The sequence below is a fragment of the Spongiimicrobium sp. 3-5 genome (genome assembly GCF_046557915.1).
Lineage (GTDB): Bacteria > Bacteroidota > Bacteroidia > Flavobacteriales > Flavobacteriaceae > JBHEBG01.
In genome coordinates, this window is record NZ_JBHEBG010000003.1 from 222380 (window position 1) to 240919 (window position 18540).

15 protein-coding genes are annotated in these 18540 nt (G+C 40.7%); 12 read left to right on the forward strand and 3 right to left on the reverse strand.

The window, feature by feature from the left end:
* Positions 1-99: 99 nt before the first annotated feature.
* Positions 100-1176, reverse strand: coding sequence for a helix-turn-helix domain-containing protein (locus tag ACEQ81_RS12525; RefSeq protein ID WP_411031242.1), 1077 nt, complete (start codon positions 1174-1176; stop codon positions 100-102).
* Positions 1177-1368: 192 nt separating this feature from the next.
* Here ACEQ81_RS12525 and ACEQ81_RS12530 point away from each other — a divergent pair, with 192 nt between their 5' ends.
* Together ACEQ81_RS12530 and ACEQ81_RS12535 are read left to right on the forward strand one after the other, a co-directional pair.
* Positions 1369-2178, forward strand: a complete 810-nt coding sequence (locus tag ACEQ81_RS12530) for a helix-turn-helix transcriptional regulator (RefSeq protein ID WP_411031243.1) — start codon at positions 1369-1371, stop codon at positions 2176-2178.
* 60 nt (positions 2179-2238) lie between these two features.
* A complete protein-coding gene (locus ACEQ81_RS12535; RefSeq protein ID WP_411031244.1) occupies positions 2239-3222 on the forward strand; it encodes a prolyl oligopeptidase family serine peptidase in 984 nt (327 codons plus the stop codon).
* A 63-nt stretch (positions 3223-3285) separates the two neighbouring features.
* Here the strand turns inward: ACEQ81_RS12535 and ACEQ81_RS12540 are convergent, their stop codons facing one another.
* On the reverse strand, positions 3286-4299 hold the full coding sequence (locus ACEQ81_RS12540; RefSeq protein ID WP_411031245.1) for a helix-turn-helix domain-containing protein: 1014 nt from the start codon (positions 4297-4299) through the stop codon (positions 3286-3288).
* A gap of 200 nt (positions 4300-4499) precedes the next feature.
* Here ACEQ81_RS12540 and ACEQ81_RS12545 point away from each other — a divergent pair, with 200 nt between their 5' ends.
* Together ACEQ81_RS12545 and ACEQ81_RS12550 are read left to right on the forward strand one after the other, a co-directional pair.
* Complete coding sequence (locus tag ACEQ81_RS12545) at positions 4500-4958, forward strand: (2Fe-2S)-binding protein (protein WP_411031246.1); 459 nt, start codon at positions 4500-4502, stop codon at positions 4956-4958.
* A gap of 56 nt (positions 4959-5014) precedes the next feature.
* Positions 5015-7174 (forward strand): molybdopterin cofactor-binding domain-containing protein, encoded by a 2160-nt coding sequence (locus ACEQ81_RS12550; RefSeq protein WP_411031247.1) that lies wholly within the window; start codon positions 5015-5017, stop codon positions 7172-7174.
* Positions 7175-7180: 6 nt separating this feature from the next.
* Here ACEQ81_RS12550 and ACEQ81_RS12555 read toward each other — a convergent pair whose 3' ends face one another.
* Positions 7181-7312, reverse strand: a complete 132-nt coding sequence (locus ACEQ81_RS12555; RefSeq protein ID WP_411031248.1) for a hypothetical protein — start codon at positions 7310-7312, stop codon at positions 7181-7183.
* 290 nt (positions 7313-7602) lie between these two features.
* On the opposite strand from ACEQ81_RS12555, the gene ACEQ81_RS12560 reads away from it, so the two are divergent.
* The 8 genes from ACEQ81_RS12560 to ACEQ81_RS12595 all read left to right on the forward strand — a co-directional run bounded on the left by ACEQ81_RS12560 (position 7603) and on the right by ACEQ81_RS12595 (position 18537).
* Positions 7603-8472, forward strand: coding sequence for a helix-turn-helix domain-containing protein (locus tag ACEQ81_RS12560; protein WP_411031249.1), 870 nt, complete (start codon positions 7603-7605; stop codon positions 8470-8472).
* Between the two features lie 171 nt (positions 8473-8643).
* On the forward strand, positions 8644-9774 hold the full coding sequence (locus ACEQ81_RS12565; RefSeq protein ID WP_411031250.1) for an NAD(P)H-dependent flavin oxidoreductase: 1131 nt from the start codon (positions 8644-8646) through the stop codon (positions 9772-9774).
* Between the two features lie 24 nt (positions 9775-9798).
* Positions 9799-10926: an NAD(P)H-dependent flavin oxidoreductase gene (locus ACEQ81_RS12570; protein WP_411031251.1), complete on the forward strand. Its 1128-nt coding sequence runs from the start codon at positions 9799-9801 to the stop codon at positions 10924-10926.
* Between the two features lie 20 nt (positions 10927-10946).
* Positions 10947-11507: an OsmC family protein gene (locus ACEQ81_RS12575; protein WP_411031252.1), complete on the forward strand. Its 561-nt coding sequence runs from the start codon at positions 10947-10949 to the stop codon at positions 11505-11507.
* 188 nt (positions 11508-11695) lie between these two features.
* Positions 11696-12472 (forward strand): hypothetical protein, encoded by a 777-nt coding sequence (locus tag ACEQ81_RS12580; protein WP_411031253.1) that lies wholly within the window; start codon positions 11696-11698, stop codon positions 12470-12472.
* 233 nt (positions 12473-12705) lie between these two features.
* A complete protein-coding gene (locus ACEQ81_RS12585) occupies positions 12706-13665 on the forward strand; it encodes a hypothetical protein (RefSeq protein WP_411031254.1) in 960 nt (319 codons plus the stop codon).
* Between the two features lie 6 nt (positions 13666-13671).
* On the forward strand, positions 13672-15039 hold the full coding sequence (locus ACEQ81_RS12590; RefSeq protein WP_411031255.1) for a hypothetical protein: 1368 nt from the start codon (positions 13672-13674) through the stop codon (positions 15037-15039).
* A 12-nt stretch (positions 15040-15051) separates the two neighbouring features.
* Positions 15052-18537, forward strand: coding sequence for an alkaline phosphatase family protein (locus ACEQ81_RS12595; protein WP_411031256.1), 3486 nt, complete (start codon positions 15052-15054; stop codon positions 18535-18537).
* The last annotated feature ends 3 nt before the right edge of the window (positions 18538-18540 follow it).

Consider the following 18540-nt stretch of genomic DNA (forward strand, 5'->3'; position numbering starts at 1 on the left):
ATTATATGGGTTTTGGGTACAAAGAAAAATTGAAAAGTACTGGCAAGGGTTCGCAGACGTGTTTCCGAACCCATTTTTATAGAAAACTTAAGGCAATTATTAGGTTGATGTAGTGCTGTGTTTCTTTCGGTACTCCGTAGGAGTAAGGCTGCAATCTGCTTTAAACAGGGTATTGAAGGACGATTTAGAGTTGAAACCCACATCGAACATTACCTCTTGTATGGTCTCGTCCTTATCCTTGGGGTTGGACAGTCTTTTTTTGGCATGCTGAATCCGGTAATGGTTTACGAATCCCATGAAATTTTGACCTAGAAAGGCATTGATGAGGTAAGACAACCTACGTGGAGACATTTCCATGGCAATCGCAAGCTCTTTAAGACTTAACTCGGCCTGCGTATGAAGGTCCTGCGTTTGCATAAAATTTTGAATCCCTGCCAACTCTTTTTTGTCGTGGCTATCGGGAACTTTGGGAATGGTGGTATTTTTTTTATCTCTATAAACGTCTTGGTCCAATACGGATATCCCCAAAAATATCTGTGGTTGCTTAAGGCCTTTATAAAACATCCAATTTATGAGCAGCAGCAGGCCTATGTGTATGGAAGATATGCCCTGGTAAATGTCCGTACTCCAAAGTAGCTGATCAAAAATATCGAGTAGAAGTGTAATACAAAAAATAATCATGGTCCATTGCAACCAAATAAGGTCTGTACGCGCTTGGGAAGATTGTGTTTCCCTAAGTATGTTTCGGTAGGCCGCCATAGCTAGTATGGCGAGTATAACATAGGTTATTAAACTAATATATATGAGGAAACCCAGACTATTGCAGGGCGAATATCCCATAGCAATTACCACAAGCAATACAATTACAGGGATGCTGTGCAGTAAATGCCCTGGTTTAAAGTGAAATGACTTATAAATCAACGAATTGGTATATAAATAGAGTAACGGCCCGTAGGCAAACCCATAAATACATACACTATTTTGTATAAACTGGGTGCCAAAACCTAAAGGTTCGCTAAGGATTGCGGTAAATTGTATTCCCAATACCAGTAGAAAGGCGGCCAGGTAGCGGTTACTCGTTTTTTTTGGACCTTGGTCCGTAAGTAACACAAAAGCAAAGCAGAAGCTCTGAAAAGCAACGATTACAGGGATAACATCCGCAAGATATAAGGTCATTGGCGGGGTGGTTTATCGTTGTGTACAAAAAGCTGTTGCATAGGTATAGATCAATAAATCAAAGTTAAGAACATTCCGCCCTTTTTTGAAAATGTTATTGCAACTCCCTGGCTTTTGTAACAAATAGTTAATTCGGTGTCTTTATAGGAAAGACGAAATCGATATATTTGATAGGGTCATAAAAAACACCGTATGGATTGCTTAAAAAGGGGCCATTATTTTAGTAACCACAAAAAGACGAATCACCTAGGTCATTTAACACTTACCGAGGCCGAAAGCAATAACGAACCTGTAGACTGGCACTACCATGAGAACGCCTATTTTTCCTATACGTTGGAAGGACATTGCATCGAAAAAAACAAAAAAGAGTCGTACGAGGTGAAGCCCGGAACCCTATTGTTCCATAATTGGCAAGATGTGCATACCAATGGCAACCACTCTAGCAATTCCAAAACCCTATATCTAGAATTTGAAAAAGATTGGTACCCCGCTTTTGATTGTGATATTGCGGCCCTGGAAGGTAGTTTTAACATAGAAAACCCGTTTTTAAAGGCGCTGTTTAACCAAATATACCTAGAGGCCCGCATACAAGACGAGACCTTTCAACTTGCTGTGGAAAGTCTGGTCCTAAATGTATTTGCACTTCTGAAAAAAGATTGGCCCATCAAAAACAGGGATAACCCAAAATGGGTAGGCACCGTAAAGGAGATGATCCATAGCGAGTTTAATCAAAAACTAAGTTTGCAAGACCTTTCTTTGGCGGCCAATATACATCCGGCGCACTTATCCCGAGATTTCTCGCGATATTTTGGGGCTACCTTGGGGAATTACATCAGAAGGGTAAAAGTAGAACACGCTGCCGTGCTGCTCTCCGGACCGGATTCTTTTACGGAAATTGCATATCACTGTGGGTTTGCGGACCAAAGTCATTTTATCCGATGTTTTAAGGCATCCTATAACATGACCCCAAAAATGTTCAGGACAAAAATTACCACACGTTAAATCTGTTCTATCCACCCCAAAAGTTCTTCCCTATGTTTGCCCACCTAAAAGGAACCCATTATGAAAATTCCCAAATTTGTAATCTTAACGGTGCTACTCTGTATGGGTATCACAAATCTTTTTGCACAAGAACATGCCTACGTCTGCCCTCCGTGTGCATCTGACTGCCATAAAGAAGAATATAAAAACCCCGGAAAATGTCCTACTTGTAATATGGATCTGGAGCAAAGAGAGGAGCTCTCCGTTGCAGGTTTTACGGCAAACAAGGTAAAGATAAAAAGTGGTGATATCTATTTAAATGCGGCCTATGTAACACCAAAAGATATCCAGAAACCAAATGCTGTGGTGGTCATCGTCCATGGGTCGGCCCCCTCCAGATATACGGATGTGGGTTATTATATTTCGTTGGCTACCAAAATGGGAATGTCCGTACTGGCCATTGATAAGCGGGGCGTTGGTGGTTCTGGGGGTGTCTATGAGTTCTTTACGGTGGAAAGGAGTGCCGCTTGGTTTCAGCTTTTGGCAGAAGATGTGGTTGCCTGCTTAAAATGGTTGGGAAAGCAGCCCAGTGTTGACCCGGCCCGCATTGGCCTTTTGGGCGGTAGCCAGGCCGGTTGGATAATGCCCTTGGCAGCCTCCATGGATAAAAGTGTTAAGTTTATTATTGTGGGGGAAGGAGTATCAGTTTCTGCCGGGGAGGAAGATTATTTTAGTGCACTAAGTGGGGACGGTACCGAAGAAGGGATTTCTTTGGAAGAAGCCGATGAAAAGTTGAAGCAATTTAAGGGCGACCGGGGTTTTGACCCTAGGGGGATCCTAAAAAAGCTGAATGCCAAAACCTTATGGATTTTTGGAACCAGCGATCCGGTGATTCCGGTAAATGCCTCCCTTAGGGAATTGGAAAAAATTGACAACGATGACTATGAGGTGGTGATACTTCCACACGGAGATCACAATTTTTATAATACCAAAACCGAGGTTCGGTACAACTTAGTGGATTATATAATGCCGTGGTTGGTAAAACATGGGTTTATAAAAGATTGATATACGGAATCTACGTTTTATATTGGGTTCTTTCCTTTTTGTTTAAAACCAGCTCCCAGCTCCCTAACCCTCCCCAGCTTGGTTCAGTTGTTGTTTTCTAAAGGCCTGTGGGGTTACTTTCATTTCTTCTTTAAAGGCCTGGTATAACGAAGAGGTACTAGAAAAACCCACGGCCGTGGCAATAACCTCTATTTTGGCATTGGCTTCCAAGTCTTTTAGGCGGTCCTTTACCTCGGCCACTCTATAGGTATTTACAAAAGTGTTGAATTTGGTACCGTAGTGTTCCTTTATGGTTTGGGAAACCAAATAAACGGGATGATCCAACGCACTGGAAACAGATGACAAGGTAAGTCCCTTTTGGCGATATATTTTTTGTGTTTGGAACAAGGCTTCCAAATCCTTTACTATCGCGGTACGGGTATCGGGGTTTAGCTTCTTGGTACCATTACTTTTGGGGTTAAGAATAGACCGATCGCGCATAATCATAAAATTGATACAGTAAAGCACCACTAATGCCAGCGCCGTACCTATGGCATAGGATTGTATGGTGCCAAAAAAACTTTGAAAAACAAAGATTAGACTTATAACGGCTACACTGGTACCAAAAAGTAAAAATCGGCGCCGGTTACCATTCCAGTTTCCTTTCCAAAACAGTAAAAAACTGGCCAATACATATAGGGCAAAGACAATGGCTCCGGTATTGTAGATTTCAATAAGTGGCCAGGAGCGATCTATTACCAAACTGCCCAATACCAATAGGGCAGTGGGCGCATAATGGAGATAATCTGCTTTTCGGGGTTTATAGGGCTTGCTAGATACCGTGTATAGCCAAAGCGAGGGACCAACGGCCCAAAGTCCGGCAGCGGCCAGGGCAGTGCCCCATAGCGGTACTGCGGAAAAAACGTAATAGAAGTAAGATTTTCCTATCCTAAGGCTTAGCCCCAATAACATAATACTTAGAAAAAGGGGCGGTAAAGACCTTCCCCGATCTTTTACCAATACATAAACCCCCAAAAAAATACCTTGGGCAATGGCTATTCCACAAACAATGGCAATAATTAGGGTCCAAAGGGTCATGTTTCCTTACAATTGGGTTTGTATTGCTTCTCCAAAATTTATTTCAGATTCGCGGAATCCGAAAATAATAAATGCGCAAAAGAAGCCTCCAAGGCCTTGGAATGGCTTTATTTGTTAGTGGATTACATCACCTATAAAAAACCATTCCAACCAGCCATTGATCCAAATATAAAAGATTAAACAGCGCTTACATTTTTTTTATGATAAATTTAAAAGTAAACGGAAAACGCTACGCCCTGGAAGCATCGGACAAAATGCCCCTACTTTGGGCATTACGCGATATCTTGGAGTTAACAGGTACTAAATACGGCTGTGGCAAGGGTTTATGTGGTGCCTGTACCATACATATAGACGGTGAGGCCATACGTTCTTGTACTACTACCGTTGGGATGGCCGTAGGTAAGGAGATCTCCACTATTGAAGGAAAACAAAACAATGCCATATTGCAGGCCGTACAGGAGGCGTGGATCGCCGAGGATGTTCCCCAATGCGGATACTGCCAAAGCGGGCAGATAATGAGCGCAACGGCCTTGCTATCCAACAACAAAAACCCCAACGACGCTACTATCAATGAAGTAATGAAGGGCAATCTGTGCCGTTGTGGCACCTATTTACGAATTAGAAAGGCCATTAAACGGGCCGCAGAAAAATTGGGATAAACCCTGCAGTAATACCGTAAGGGATATCGAAAGCTTTACAAAGACAAATAGGCATCATGGAACGCAGAAATTTTTTTAGAATCACGGCCCTTAGTGGGGGCGGAATACTGTTGGGCACTTTTATACCCCTTGGCTGTGCAGGGGAAAGAAAGGTCTTGCCAGATTGGGAACCCAATTTTTTTATAAAGATAAGTCCGGATAATAGCATCACTTTTGTTTCTAGCCAATCCGAATTGGGGCAGGGGACATCCACGGGGCTTGCCATGATAGCCGCCGATGAATTGGGGGTGTCCATGGAAGACCTAAAAATAGAATTTGGAATAGGTAGTACGGAACGTTACGGGCACCTTCAGGGTACGGGAGGTAGTAATGGGGTTCGAATATTATGGCAGCCGCTGCGCGAGGCCATGGCCACTACCCGGGAAATCCTAATTTCTGCCGCAGCACAAAAATGGGGGGTAAGTACCACCGAATGCTATAGCGAGCAAGGCCATATACTACATAAAGACCAAGACTGGAAGATTCCCTTTGGAGATTTATTGGACATAGCGGTTACCCTAAATGCACCGCAAGAGATTAAACTAAAAGACCCGTCGGAATTTAAGTATATCGGCAAACCTATCATTGGTCCAAAAGCTGCACAGGCCGCTACTGGTAGTACCCCCTTCAGCATTAATGTAAAATTACCCGATATGCTCTACGCGGGTATTGCACGCTGTCCCGTTTGGGGTGGGGAACTGGTGTCTTTTAATGCCGATAAGGCACTGGCCATCCCCGGCGTGGTAGAGGTTCTGGAGGTAGAACCTACAGAAGTGCAGCCCGATGATTACAAAGGGGGTGTACGACCCGGTGTTGCTGTTTTGGCCACCAATACCTGGGCCGCTTTTGAAGGAAAAAAAGCATTGGAAATAGTATGGGAGAAAGGGAAAAATGGATCAAAATCCGACATCGACATTAGGCAAGAATTGATAGACGGTCGTATGGGAAAACGGGAAGTAAGTTCCGATATAAATGGGGCCAAAGCCCTTTTTAGACGTGGCAGACGTTTTGTTTCAGCTACCTATGATTCTCCCTACCAGGTAAATGCATGTATGGAGCCCTTAAATGCTACCGCCTATCATCGGGGACATAAGGTTGAAATATGGGCGGGTACCCAAGCACCACAATTAAACCAACAACGGATTGCCGAACTAACCGGTTTACCGCAGGCAGCCATCACCGTCCACAATCAACCCTCTGGGGGCGGTTTTGGACGCCGTTATTTTTGCGATTATGTGGAGGAAGCCGTTATACTTTCAGATAAGGTACGTAGGCCCGTAAAAGTTACATGGAGTAGGGAAGACACTTTTTCCACTTCCAAATACCACCCCTATTGCAAGGACTACTGGGAGGCGGCACTAGATGAGGATAATATGCCCATTTCATTGGTATTACATGGTACGGTGAGTAGGCCTAGCGGATATAGACCCTACCCGTATAGCATTCCCTTGGCGTATAACCATAGGCTGAGGTACAAAGAGGGAAACCTATTGCCCCGAGCATCTTGGCGGAGTGTATTTGCACATCCGTGGGGATTGGGGCTAGAGAGTTTTATGGACGAACTGGCGCATAGTGCGAATAAGGATCCCGTACAGTTTCGGTTAGATCTCTTGGAAAAGGCCAAAATTGTAGAACAAAAGGAATTGCCATGGGTGGGCGACGACCTATATCCCCAGAAACTGAAAAAAACCTTGGAGATAGCCGCAGAGAAATCGGGCTGGGGCAAGCAAGGAGAAAATGGCATATATCAAGGAGTGTCCGCACTAGGGTACAACACCTCTTATTGCTCCCAAGTAGTTGATGTCTCCTTGGAAAATGATCAATTAAAAATAGTAAAAATTACGGCGGTCATCGATTGTGGCCTGGCCATAAACCCCAATCAGGTAAAAGCACAGATAGAGGGTAGTATTTTATGGGGGTTGAGTGCACTTTTAAAAGGATCCATAACCGTAAAAGATGGCGAAGTCCAGCAAGATAATTATGATACCTATGATCTGCTACGGATCCATGAGACCCCGGATATTGACGTATTTATAGTAGACAGCAACGAAGCCCCTACGGGGACGGGAGAACCCGCCGTTCCGGGTGTGGCACCGGCAGTACTCAATGCCGTATTTGCAGCTACCGGTAAGCGCATTAGAGCGCTGCCCGTACCCCAAGGATTGTTTAAAACCTAAATGGCACTACAGTACCCCAGGTCTGTTCAGTACGCCCATAATGAAGAAAATGGAAATGGAAAGGATAAGGCAAGTAATGGCCGCAACCAAATTGTCTTTGGAAAACTCTTTTTTGAAACCTAATATTACAGTCTTCATATCGTTTTGTTTGCTACAAATTTGATACGAATGCTCCCCTTGGCATAAACTAGTCGGTAAAGGTAACACTTGCCCGTTCAATGGTCTTCCACGGTACTTTTAACGAAAAACACGGCGGTTAATCCAAAAAATACGGGCTAAAAAAGACATGCCAAACAACCTGTTATCGACTTTTTGTGGCCGTTGTTCCAATATTGGGATTTGAATGTACATAGCTTTTAGGGCAAGGTATTAAAACCAAAACCCTATAGCTAGAAGATAATTGGTAAATTGTGTATATTGTTTCCTCAATGACCAATGTTTTTTCACATATACGCGATTGTAGTCTGTTTCGGAAATTTACGGTAGATGAGCTGTTGTTTGTAGAGTTCAAATGTCTTGTTGAAGAAATCCGCTTTGGTATGTGGTCCGATGCCAACTACTTTGTCTTTGTGACCAACGGTAAAAAAATGTGGAAGACACACAGGAACGATTATATGGTTAGGGCAGGGGATGCCCTGTTCGTAAAAAAGGGGGCCAATATTGCCCATCAATTTCACAGCGAGGATTATTGTGCGCTAATGATTTTTATGCCGGATGAGTTTATTAAAAAATTTATGCTGAAATTCAGTGATACCCTTTCCTATAAAAAAAATACAGAACCGATGGACTCCGATGGTGTGCTGCGCTTGGAAATGGACGATTTTTTAATGTCCTATATGAAATCCTTGGAAGTGTATTTTGAAGCACATGAAAACCCCAATACCAATGTGATTAAATTGAAGTTTGAAGAGCTTCTGCTCAATATTTTTACCTCTAGCAAACATCAAGAAATAGCGTCTTACCTTTGTAGTCTTCAGGCGTCCAACAGTACACAGCTTAAACAGATTATGATGGATAACTATCCGTATAACCTGAAGTTGGAGGAATACGCCACACTTTCCAACATGAGTTTAAGCACTTTTAAAAGAAGTTTTAAAGCGGCCTTCGGGGAAAGTCCGGGACGTTGGATTTCCAATAAAAAAATAGCTTTGGCGGTACAGTTTCTCAAAACTTCCGACAAATCGGTCAACGAAATTGCCTATGATTGTGGTTTTGAGGACCCTTCCCACTTTATCAAAGTCTTTAAAAAGCACCAAAAGGTTACTCCCCTTGCGTATCGGAATGCCGTTACCCTCTAGTACTCCTAGCAATCATCAAAATTGTTACTATAGGTTCATTTTCCTATGAACCGATTATACCATTTATAGAACTTATGGCACCATTTTAACGGGACGGTACCCGATACTTTTGTGATATAAATATTCAGTTAAAGAAATTGAACAACCAGTAATCACTTAAAGTATCATTTTATGGACTCGAAAAACTTTTCCAGACGCAACTTTATACAAAAGGGAGCACTAGCAGGTATTGCGACTACAACCATTATTGGCAATGGTTTTGGTAGATCGAATAAGCCGTCGATAACAGATAAAAAGGGCACCGCTACATTTAATTACCCGTCATCAGCGACCAAGAAACTCACGGAGTTATTGAATGTAAAGTACCCTATAATACAGGCTCCGACCGGGGGTGTGGTAAACAGTTCCTTTACCGCCGCGGTAGCTAATAGTGGGGGGTTGGGGGCTTTGCCCTTAAGTTGGTCCGAACCCGATTATGCAATTAAACAGATCGAAGCCATTAAAGGAAAAACCAAAAACCCCTTTTTTGCAAATTTTGTACTGAATTTTGAGCCAAAGGCTTTTGATGTGGCCATAGCCAGTGGCGTGCCCATTATACAGTTTTCTTGGGGTATGCCAACGAAAGACATGGTGGCCAAAATGAAGGAGGCGAAAGTAATCTTGGGCATACAGGTTACCAGTGAGGCCAGTGCTAGGGCAGCTTTGGATCTGGGAGCAGATTATTTGATATGTCAGGGTACCGAAGCTGGTGGTCATGTGCATGCATCCCGGCCATTGGCAGAAGCGTTACAGCGTGTTTTAAAAATTGCGGGAGATATACCAGTAGTTGCTTCCGGAGGCATAGCCACGGGGCATAAAATGCGTGAATATATGCAAATGGGGGCCGCTGGCGTTGTTATGGGATCAAGATTTGTGGCTACTATAGAAAGTGGCGCGCATGATGTTTATAAGAAGTCGCTGGTAGCATCCGCTGCTGAGGATACCGTTTTTACCACCTGTATGAATAAAGGGTTCGAAAATACGACCCATAGAATTTTACGCAACTCAACTTTTGAGATGTGGGAATCCGCAGGCTGCCCTGCAGTTGGTGAGAGACCCGGAGAAAAGGACATTGTAGTGCAATTTGGGCCCGATTACGATGTAGAACGATACAGTATTAACGCGCCCAATCTAAACTATACGGGTGAAATTGAGGCCATGGCAAACTATGCCGGAACCAGTGTGAACGATATACACGATATACCTACCGTAGCCGAATTGATAGGGCGCATTTGGAGCGAGTTCAAAGAACAGCAGCATTAAGTTACAAACCTTAATATCAAAAGAATGTCAAAAAATCTCTTTTCTAGACGTAATTTTATTAAAAAAAGTGCGCTTACCGGCATTGGTGCAACCACTGTTGCCGGTTACAGTTTTGGTAGATCAAGGAATTTGATTCTTAAGGAAACAAATGAAGCTATTGAATTTAGCTATCCTTCTTCGGCAACCAAAAGACTCATCAAATTGCTAAATATTAAATACCCGATAGTACAAGCGCCTACAGCAGGAGTAGTTACTACAGCCTTAGTATCCGAAGTAACTAAGTCTGGAGCGTTAGGAGGGCTACCCCTTACATGGACAACGCCTAAAGATTCGAGAAGAAGAATTAAAGACGTTCAGAAAATTACAAATGGCTCTTTCTACGCAAATTTTGTTTTGAATTTTGAGCCTAAAGCACTGGATAGTGCCATAAAATCGGGAATAAAAATCATACAATTTTCATGGGGTATTCCATCTAAGCAGATAGTACAAAAAATTAAGAGGGCCAATATTATTTTAGGCATACAAGTAACTAGTGAAGACAGTGCTATAAGCGCTATCCATGCCGGAGCCGATTATCTTGTTTGTCAGGGTACCGAAGCTGGTGGTCATGTACACGCTTCGAGGCCGTTACATGAAGCCTTGGAAGAAGTGCTGGCAGTTGCCGGGAATATCCCGGTGGTAGCATCGGGAGGAATTGCGACCGGAAAGGACATATATACATATTTATCATTGGGAGCTGCGGGGGTGGTTATGGGATCGCGTTTTGTAGCTACGGAAGAAAGCAGCGCGCATCCAAAATATAAACAAGCATTGATCAATTCATCGGCAAAAGACACTGTTTTTACTGTGTGTTTAAACAAAGGGTGGAGCAATGCAACACATCGAATTATAAGAAATAAAACATTTAAAATGTGGGAAGCCGCCGGTTGTCCCGTGGAAGGAAACAGACCAAATGAAAATGAAGTACTGGTAACATACAAGGATAGCGATGCAACGGTCACTAGGTATGAGGGGAATGTCCCAAATACGGATATGATGGGCAAAGTTGAAGAAATTGGCATGTATGCCGGCAAGGGTGTAGGTCATATAAACGATATACCTACGGTAGCAGAGTTAATTAATAGCATTTGGAACGAATTTTTAAACAAATAAATAACCTAAAGCACAAAAAGATGAACACCACAAGCACACAAGTAAATGGTTTCGATATTGAAGCCATTGAGAACACAGTTTTGGCATTACAGAGCAATCCTAAAATTGCTGAGTTTAAATTTAAGGCAACCAACAAATGGGAATCGGGGCCCCGAAATAAAAGCCAGATCAGAGGATTTTACGGCGCTTGCCAGGAAGATATAACAAGAACCCTCCCATTTGAGTGCGGTACGGATATGCCCACTGTTTTAAACGGTACGGATACAGCACCAAGTCCGCCAGAGTTTTTACTGCATACCTTGGCAAGTTGTATAACCACTTCCATGATGTTGTTGGCTTCGGCAAATGGTATTGAGGTAGATGGTGTTACCATACGTGTAGAAGGCGATTTAAATTTAAATGGATTTCTAGGTCTGGACGCCTGTATCTTAAAGGAATACGGGCAAATAAAAGTGCATATCGATGTGGAGGGCAATTTATCCGAAGCGGAAAAGCAAACATTGTTGGCGTTTGCGAAAAAATCACCTATCTACAACACTATACTCAACCCCGGTGCAATAGTTGTATCATTGCATGGTTAAGGCAATAAAGGGGCGTACTCTTCGGATGGGTAGCCCCTGATTTTGAGTGCTTTTTAACAACTATTCCTATTTTTCACTACTTTGTAAAGAATTTAAATACAGCAGTTTATAGTTGTTTTAATTAGTTGATCAACGCTTGCCGCTTGTTTAATCAATTGTGTATTATATCATCTAAAATTTTGAGTAACATGAAATCCATTTTAACCGTCGTCATTTTCGCTTTATTTTTTTTAAACCTGTCTGGTCAACAACAACCTTTCGAGCAAATCGATTTTTCAAAAGGGGATTATTATTTGCTGGGGGTTAAATGGACGGGGGAAGAAACCGATTTGGTAAAATCTATTGGCAATTGGTATGTGGATGAAATTGATGTTTTAAACAAGATTAAATCGGAATGGGTTTTTGATACCCCCGGAAAACAATATGCTTGCGGATACCATTACAAAATACAGTTATGCCGTAATCACGAAATTATAAAGAAGTTTTACGTTAATCTGTATTGCAATGAAATGTTGATGGAGGGCGAATACTTTTATTTCGATACAGAAAAGCTGACCTCTATCCAGCCTAATCTTAAAAAACCGATCCACAAGGCCGAATCTTTTAATTCGCTAAAGGCTGCCAGGGATTACCACAAAAGCATTCTGGGCGATTCCACTTTAATTTGGGCAAGTTCTCCAAAATGGTTGAAATTTGAAGGGACCTTCGGCTTTACCTATACCGATCCAAATGGTGATTTTGACTTTTCTGATGATGCTGAGGAAATTTTGTCCGAGCTAACGGAAGAAATAAAAACCAAATACCCAAGGGAAGTGTTTACCCTGGATAATGTAGGCAGATCAAATGACGAGCTGTATGTTAAAGTGCATTGCAATAAATCATTGGCAGATGCATTTGATATTTATTCCCGAAGGAATACCTGGGAGACACTTCCATTACATCTAAATAGCTATTGGGTGAGGTAAGAAATAAATCACAAAAGTTTTCATACAAATCATCTGTTTATGTAAATAACTAATACATTGTATGTTATAACGTATTCGGCATACTAAAAATACAGTGTAATTGTCACAAAATACTTTTTTTAAATAGGTGAAAAATGGTTAACTTTTAACAATAATAAAGCTCTAAAAGGTTCTTTCCCCCGAGTATTACCATACTAATCTTCATATTGAGCGATGGTTTTGTCTATTTCTTTATGAAGATATCTTTTTTAAGAATATTGTTATTTCTATTATGCCTTCCGTCTGGAGGAATACTTCTTTTGAAGGCGTATGGCATTGCGGATATGCATAAGACCGCTCTGGCCATTTTCCTTCCATCACTACTATTGTTATTGTTGATTTGGGTTTACCTATTCTTAAAAAAAGATGATTTAAAAAACGTTTTGCTGTTGGGGGCCGTTGGTGGTCTACTGGGAACATTTGGTTACGATCTAATCCGAATCCCCATTATGCTTTTGGGCAATCGGATCTTTGCACCCATCAACATGTATGGCATGTGGCTAACCGATGCTACGGCGAGCAGCACATTTACCGATCTGGTAGGTTGGTTATATCATTTTTCTAACGGAATTACCTTTGGCATTATGTACGCTTTGGTAATGAAGGGAAAGAATCTGTGGTGGGCCGTTCTCTATGCTTTACTATTGGAAACAATTTTTGTTGTTTCTCCCTTTGGAGAACTTTTTGGCCTTACCAGCAAACCCATGTCCTTGTTTGCGGCATATTTGGGACATGTGGCTTATGGATACCCACTGGGGAAAATGGTTCAGAATTATAAAGGTTCAATGACTACCTTAAACTTCTTTAGAAAAGGGTTGATTGTCATTTCCGTGATAGCCATCACTTTTTCAGCGGTTTTATGGGGCTCCACATCGGGAGACCTAAGTTCTGAGACGGTGTTTAGGGTGAACCAAGAAAAAATTACCCCGGGTATTTTGCGAGTCGATAAAGGTGCTACGATAACTTTTCAAAACGATACGGGTAGAGCGGTATCATTTTACTTGCCGTTACTAGATATGGAAATTAAGGTAATACCCGAAGCACAGGAAACCAAAAAATTTGAGCATCCCGGTATTTACCATGTTGTCATTAAAGATTTGGAATCGATCAAAGGAGCTTTTATACTTTATGAACCAGTAGAACAATATAAATAGGGAATTATGGAAATCAATTATTCTAAGAATGAGCTTTCTTCGTTTGCTAAGCACATCATGTATTATTTGTCGCTTGGAATTGCTTTAAACCTCTTTTACTTAATAATTACATGGTTGTTAAGTGAGCAAGATCTCTCCAAAATCTATTCCAACCCATTTTTTTCTCCCTACAACGGTTTGTTTGGATGGATGCTGCTAGGAGCTCTTGTTGGCTTGTTTCGACTTAACAAAAAATACACTTTTAGCCGCAAAAAATGGAGCAGGACTTTTCTCTTCATGGTTATTTTCTCGGTATTCATCACCTCTTTTCAAATTTATTATGTGCATAGGATAAAGAAGGGATGGAATGGGCTAACCTATACAGAAAAGGGATTACCAAAGTTTCACTCTTTCTTTTTGATTGAAGATAAAGGGCATTTTAAGGATTTGGATGCAGATATAAGAAGTTTCGAAAAACAGAAGAATTCGTATGAACCCGGATATTATTTTTATAATCCAATTGATCAATATAAAGGCGAATTTATCGATTATGATGTGATTACACCTAGAATTATGTGGATTCTAGTGGTGTTTATAGTCTTTTCCCTAATAGAACTGATGAGAAGATATGGACCTATAGGTTTTTATAAAAATTTAGGCGCATATGGCAATTTATGGAAGTATAGCTTTTCTAGTTACAACAGAAAAAAATTAGGGTTAGTACTCATGGGAGCATCCATAAACCTGATTTTTCTAGCTTTTTTGCCAAAGATCAATGGTTACCCCAGACATATAATATCCGTGTTCCTAATTTTGGGAGCTTTGGTAGCCACTATCCGCTACTTTTTGCTGATATCCGGGAATGGGGAGGCAATAACACGGGATAAGATTCCTAAATGGTTCCTATTGCTCTTGGGCGTAATTGTGTCAAGCTTATTGCTAGCCGTCTTTGGAATGAGGATAATCTACTATCTGTTGGTAATTTGCTGTTTAAGTTATTTGCTAGTGACCAAAAGGTTATCACCGTCCATAATTAAGTCCATAGTTCTGGTATTCCTTATCATGGATTCAGATATATTGATGGCAGATGATGCCACTTGGAAAGAAGGCAGTAATCTAAGTAGTGATCCCGATGGTGGAAGAGCCATTCAGCAAGCAAAAAAGGCAGGGGATGCAGGAGCCATGACCGCTAGCGTGGCTGGTTTAAAAGAAAAACTGGTATCAATTGACCCTAACAAAGGTGGTAAAAAAGAGGATAAATTTGAAAAGGGCTCTGGGGAAGGGTTCGAAAATCCCTTTGCAAAAAAACCAACGGAGACTAATGATTCCGAAGCTTCCGATAACCAAGATTCCGGTTCAGGAATTATTATCGATGAACCCCTTGGGGAAGATTAAAAACCATATCCTATGAAAACTAACAAATACTATCTTCTTTTCTTGCTTGTAGGTGTGTTTCAGGCAATGAACGCACAGCTTGACTATTCTGGTCAGTGGAAAATCGTTAACCAAGAAACAATGGATACAACCATTGCAAGAATATTCGTTAGCAAGAACGATATGATATTGCAAACAAGTAACAAGGTGCAGTATTCTGGTGTTATTGATGGTAATAATGAATTTGAACTTAACTTTGTTTATCCTACAATGGACGATGTTCCGGATCTTGAATATGCCAAAAACCCTAGAGATCCCAAACTCCTAAAACTTTATACCAAGGATGCAGAACCACTTAATCCTATTAAATTTAAGGGTGTTTTTATCCCGAACGACAGTTTGCGCTTAGTACAGATCATACCTCAATTTGACGGGGTTTCCTTACAGGCCGATGAGCCTAAGGAGATAGAATATTCGATGCTTCCGGACAATATAATTTATGTGTATGATAAAACAGGGAAAGAGTCTGGCATTGCGGCAAATTTCTCCAACCCTTTTCCTACCGTAATAATAAATCCAAACAGTATTGACATTGGTTCGGTCTCCGAGAATAAAGCAACTATTTACTTTGAAGCCGATATTAGGGATCCGTTAGCAGATATTGTAAAAAATAAAGCTGATATCAAGGAAGTTTATCTTGAGTATATAGACCCGTCAACTGAAGATTTTATCGTAATTCAAAATCTACAAATAAAAAAAACTCCGGAAAATACATCTAAATGGCGCCCTTTTGCACATAAGATTAGCGTTAGTATTCCATCAACCAGTGTACCATTAATTGGTAAGGAAACGAATATAAACCTACGTGTGGTAAACGCATTGGGTAATACAAGCACAGCATCTGTAATTCTGGTATCGGAGGAAAAGGAACCGCAAAAGGATGACTTCCTTCAGTTTTATGAATACAGTTATCAAAGTTTCAAGCATACGGATGCAATAAACAACGGATATGCAAACCCGTTACAAATCAGCTTAATAAAAGCAGACTATATTAAAGTTCCCCTAGAAGAGGAACTCGCAAGGGATACGCTAATATATAATAATCAGAAGTTGGAAATTTATCCTGAAAAAAATAGTAATAAACCCAATGAGTTTTACATCAGAACTCCCATTATGGCTCTAGGGTTTATCCCCGATGAATTAAAAGATGTTCCTAATTTGATAAGCCCAGAAACAGAAAATGATTTTGAGATAAACTACAAAGATACTGCCAAAGAATTTTATTGGACCTATTCCACAAATAGCCCTTACGATATTTACACATATGCCATTGGTTTAACCTATAAACATAGGGTGGAAAGCAAAATGTTTGAGAAGTTTGATGTAATAGGAATTGATGGTATTTATGATTTAAACGGGAATTTACTAATTAATAAGAATGCTGTTACTGTTGGTCCGGAAGTAAAGGGTAGTGCCGGAAATTATTCTTGGATAAAAAGATATTTTGATATAAAAATACCAAAAGAGAGGAGGCTGTTGGGTAAACAAGCCATATTACAGGGGGTATGGCAGAAAAAGGGCACAAATAGGATCATAAAAGGGCCAATAAGTACTTTCTTTATTAGTTCACTAAAAACAATAATAGTTGGCGTTGATGGGTTTGCGTACGATTCTGCACTGGCAGTAGTTAATAATGATGATGCGGACGGTTTTAAATCTGCCTTTAATAGCGGATTTCGGGATAAGGCACTAAAACAACCGGTATTATCTGCTATTCCTACGGTAACCTGGTGTAACTGGACCGGTATTTATAGTGGGCAACGACCGGGAGAACATGGTATAAACGGAAATTCATATTTGGGATTTAATTCGCAGGGAGAAGTATCGGGGGTAGTTAATGCTTCGGCGGTAATAGGTGGTTTTAATAATAGAGCAAGAAACAATGCCGGAAGTTTATATGACAATCTTATTACCGATTATCCGAATGGTTCCAATAACCCCAAATCATTGAATATAATTTCACTTTATCCTTGGTACTCATATTCGAAAAATGACAACGCAACTGTCACTTCAATTGGGTACAGCAAAAATGTTATAGATGATCTGAAAAAAGTCGCTAAGGAATCTTACTATATTCCCGGTCTAACTATAAGGAAAACGTACGATAAAGATATTGTTCTAAAACAACATAATCCCTTAGCCGCACGTAGATTGGATCTTGAGACATCTGCAATGTTCTTATCCAATGTTTCGGAGAATCTTAAGTATGACAGTGAAAACCTAGTGGATTTTGTTTCTTTATATTATCCAGGACCAGATAATGTTGCCCATCATATAGGCAACAAAGAACCAGAAGATATTAAAGAAGCGTACGATTTTGAACAAGATTTAGTGGGTGTTCGGTATCACAAAGGTCCTGCGTTGCCTAATGTGGCAGATCCTTTGTTGGCTATTCAAGAGCATGCACTACAAGTAACCAATTATTACTTTAAAAAGGTTACTGATTTTTTATTTCACAATGGCTTGTTGTATTCTACAATGTTTGTCCTAATTGCCGATCATGGTCTTCACGCTTATCACAATGATGAGCATCCTTCGGATAGAGAGGATACTAAGCTAAATCAGTTCAATATTTTTCCAAAAGACATTTTGGATGCAGTAAAATTGCGTTCACGTAACTTTTTATTGGATGATAAAAGGTTTGATAAATATATTGAGGAAATGGATAGGAGGAAGGTGAGAGGAGAAAAGGATTTGGATGATTTTTTAGATTCTGATGTATATACTTATTCTCCAAATGGAGGGATGGGACATTTATATATTAGAACGGCATTGCCCTATATGGACAATTTGTTGGCTTTAGAGAGTGCCAAGGCGCTTTTTTTGGCCAGTACAGGTAAAGGTGATGTGAATCTTGATAATACCAAATTAGGACCTAAAAATAGAAATCCATCAAAACAAGAAAGTTTTGAAAAAGATCATGGCGCCTTTGGTAGATTTCCTGCCATATTCGTAAAGGCGTGTCAAAATGATGATTGTTCAGTAGATGGGGAGGATTATTTGGAGAATAGAATGTTGGCCAGATATCGTTGGGTTGAATCGGTTGATCCTGCTAATGGAGAAATTAAATTGAACAGTATTAATGCTTTCTTAATGAAAAGTGGTCATATGGAGGATTGGCCAGATTTTGAGGCACGTTTGGAAGAAATGAACGATCCCATGTGGAATAGTCGCTCTGGAGACGTGGTAGTATTTACAGATGGCGAAATGGGATATTTAACGGTCAATGAAGGAGATCAAATGAATGGTTGGCATGGAGGGGCGACTATTTCCGAATCGTTTATTCCCATGTTTATTAATATTCCGGGCAATGTTGCCGATGAATCATTTATAAGAGATGCTTTTAGAAAAGTAGAATCGACATGGAAAAGCAAGACGGAGACCAGACCAAATTCTGAATTCCTTAGAAACTGGCATTTATCTGAAGTATTATCCGAAATTTATAAAAATATAGAATAACAA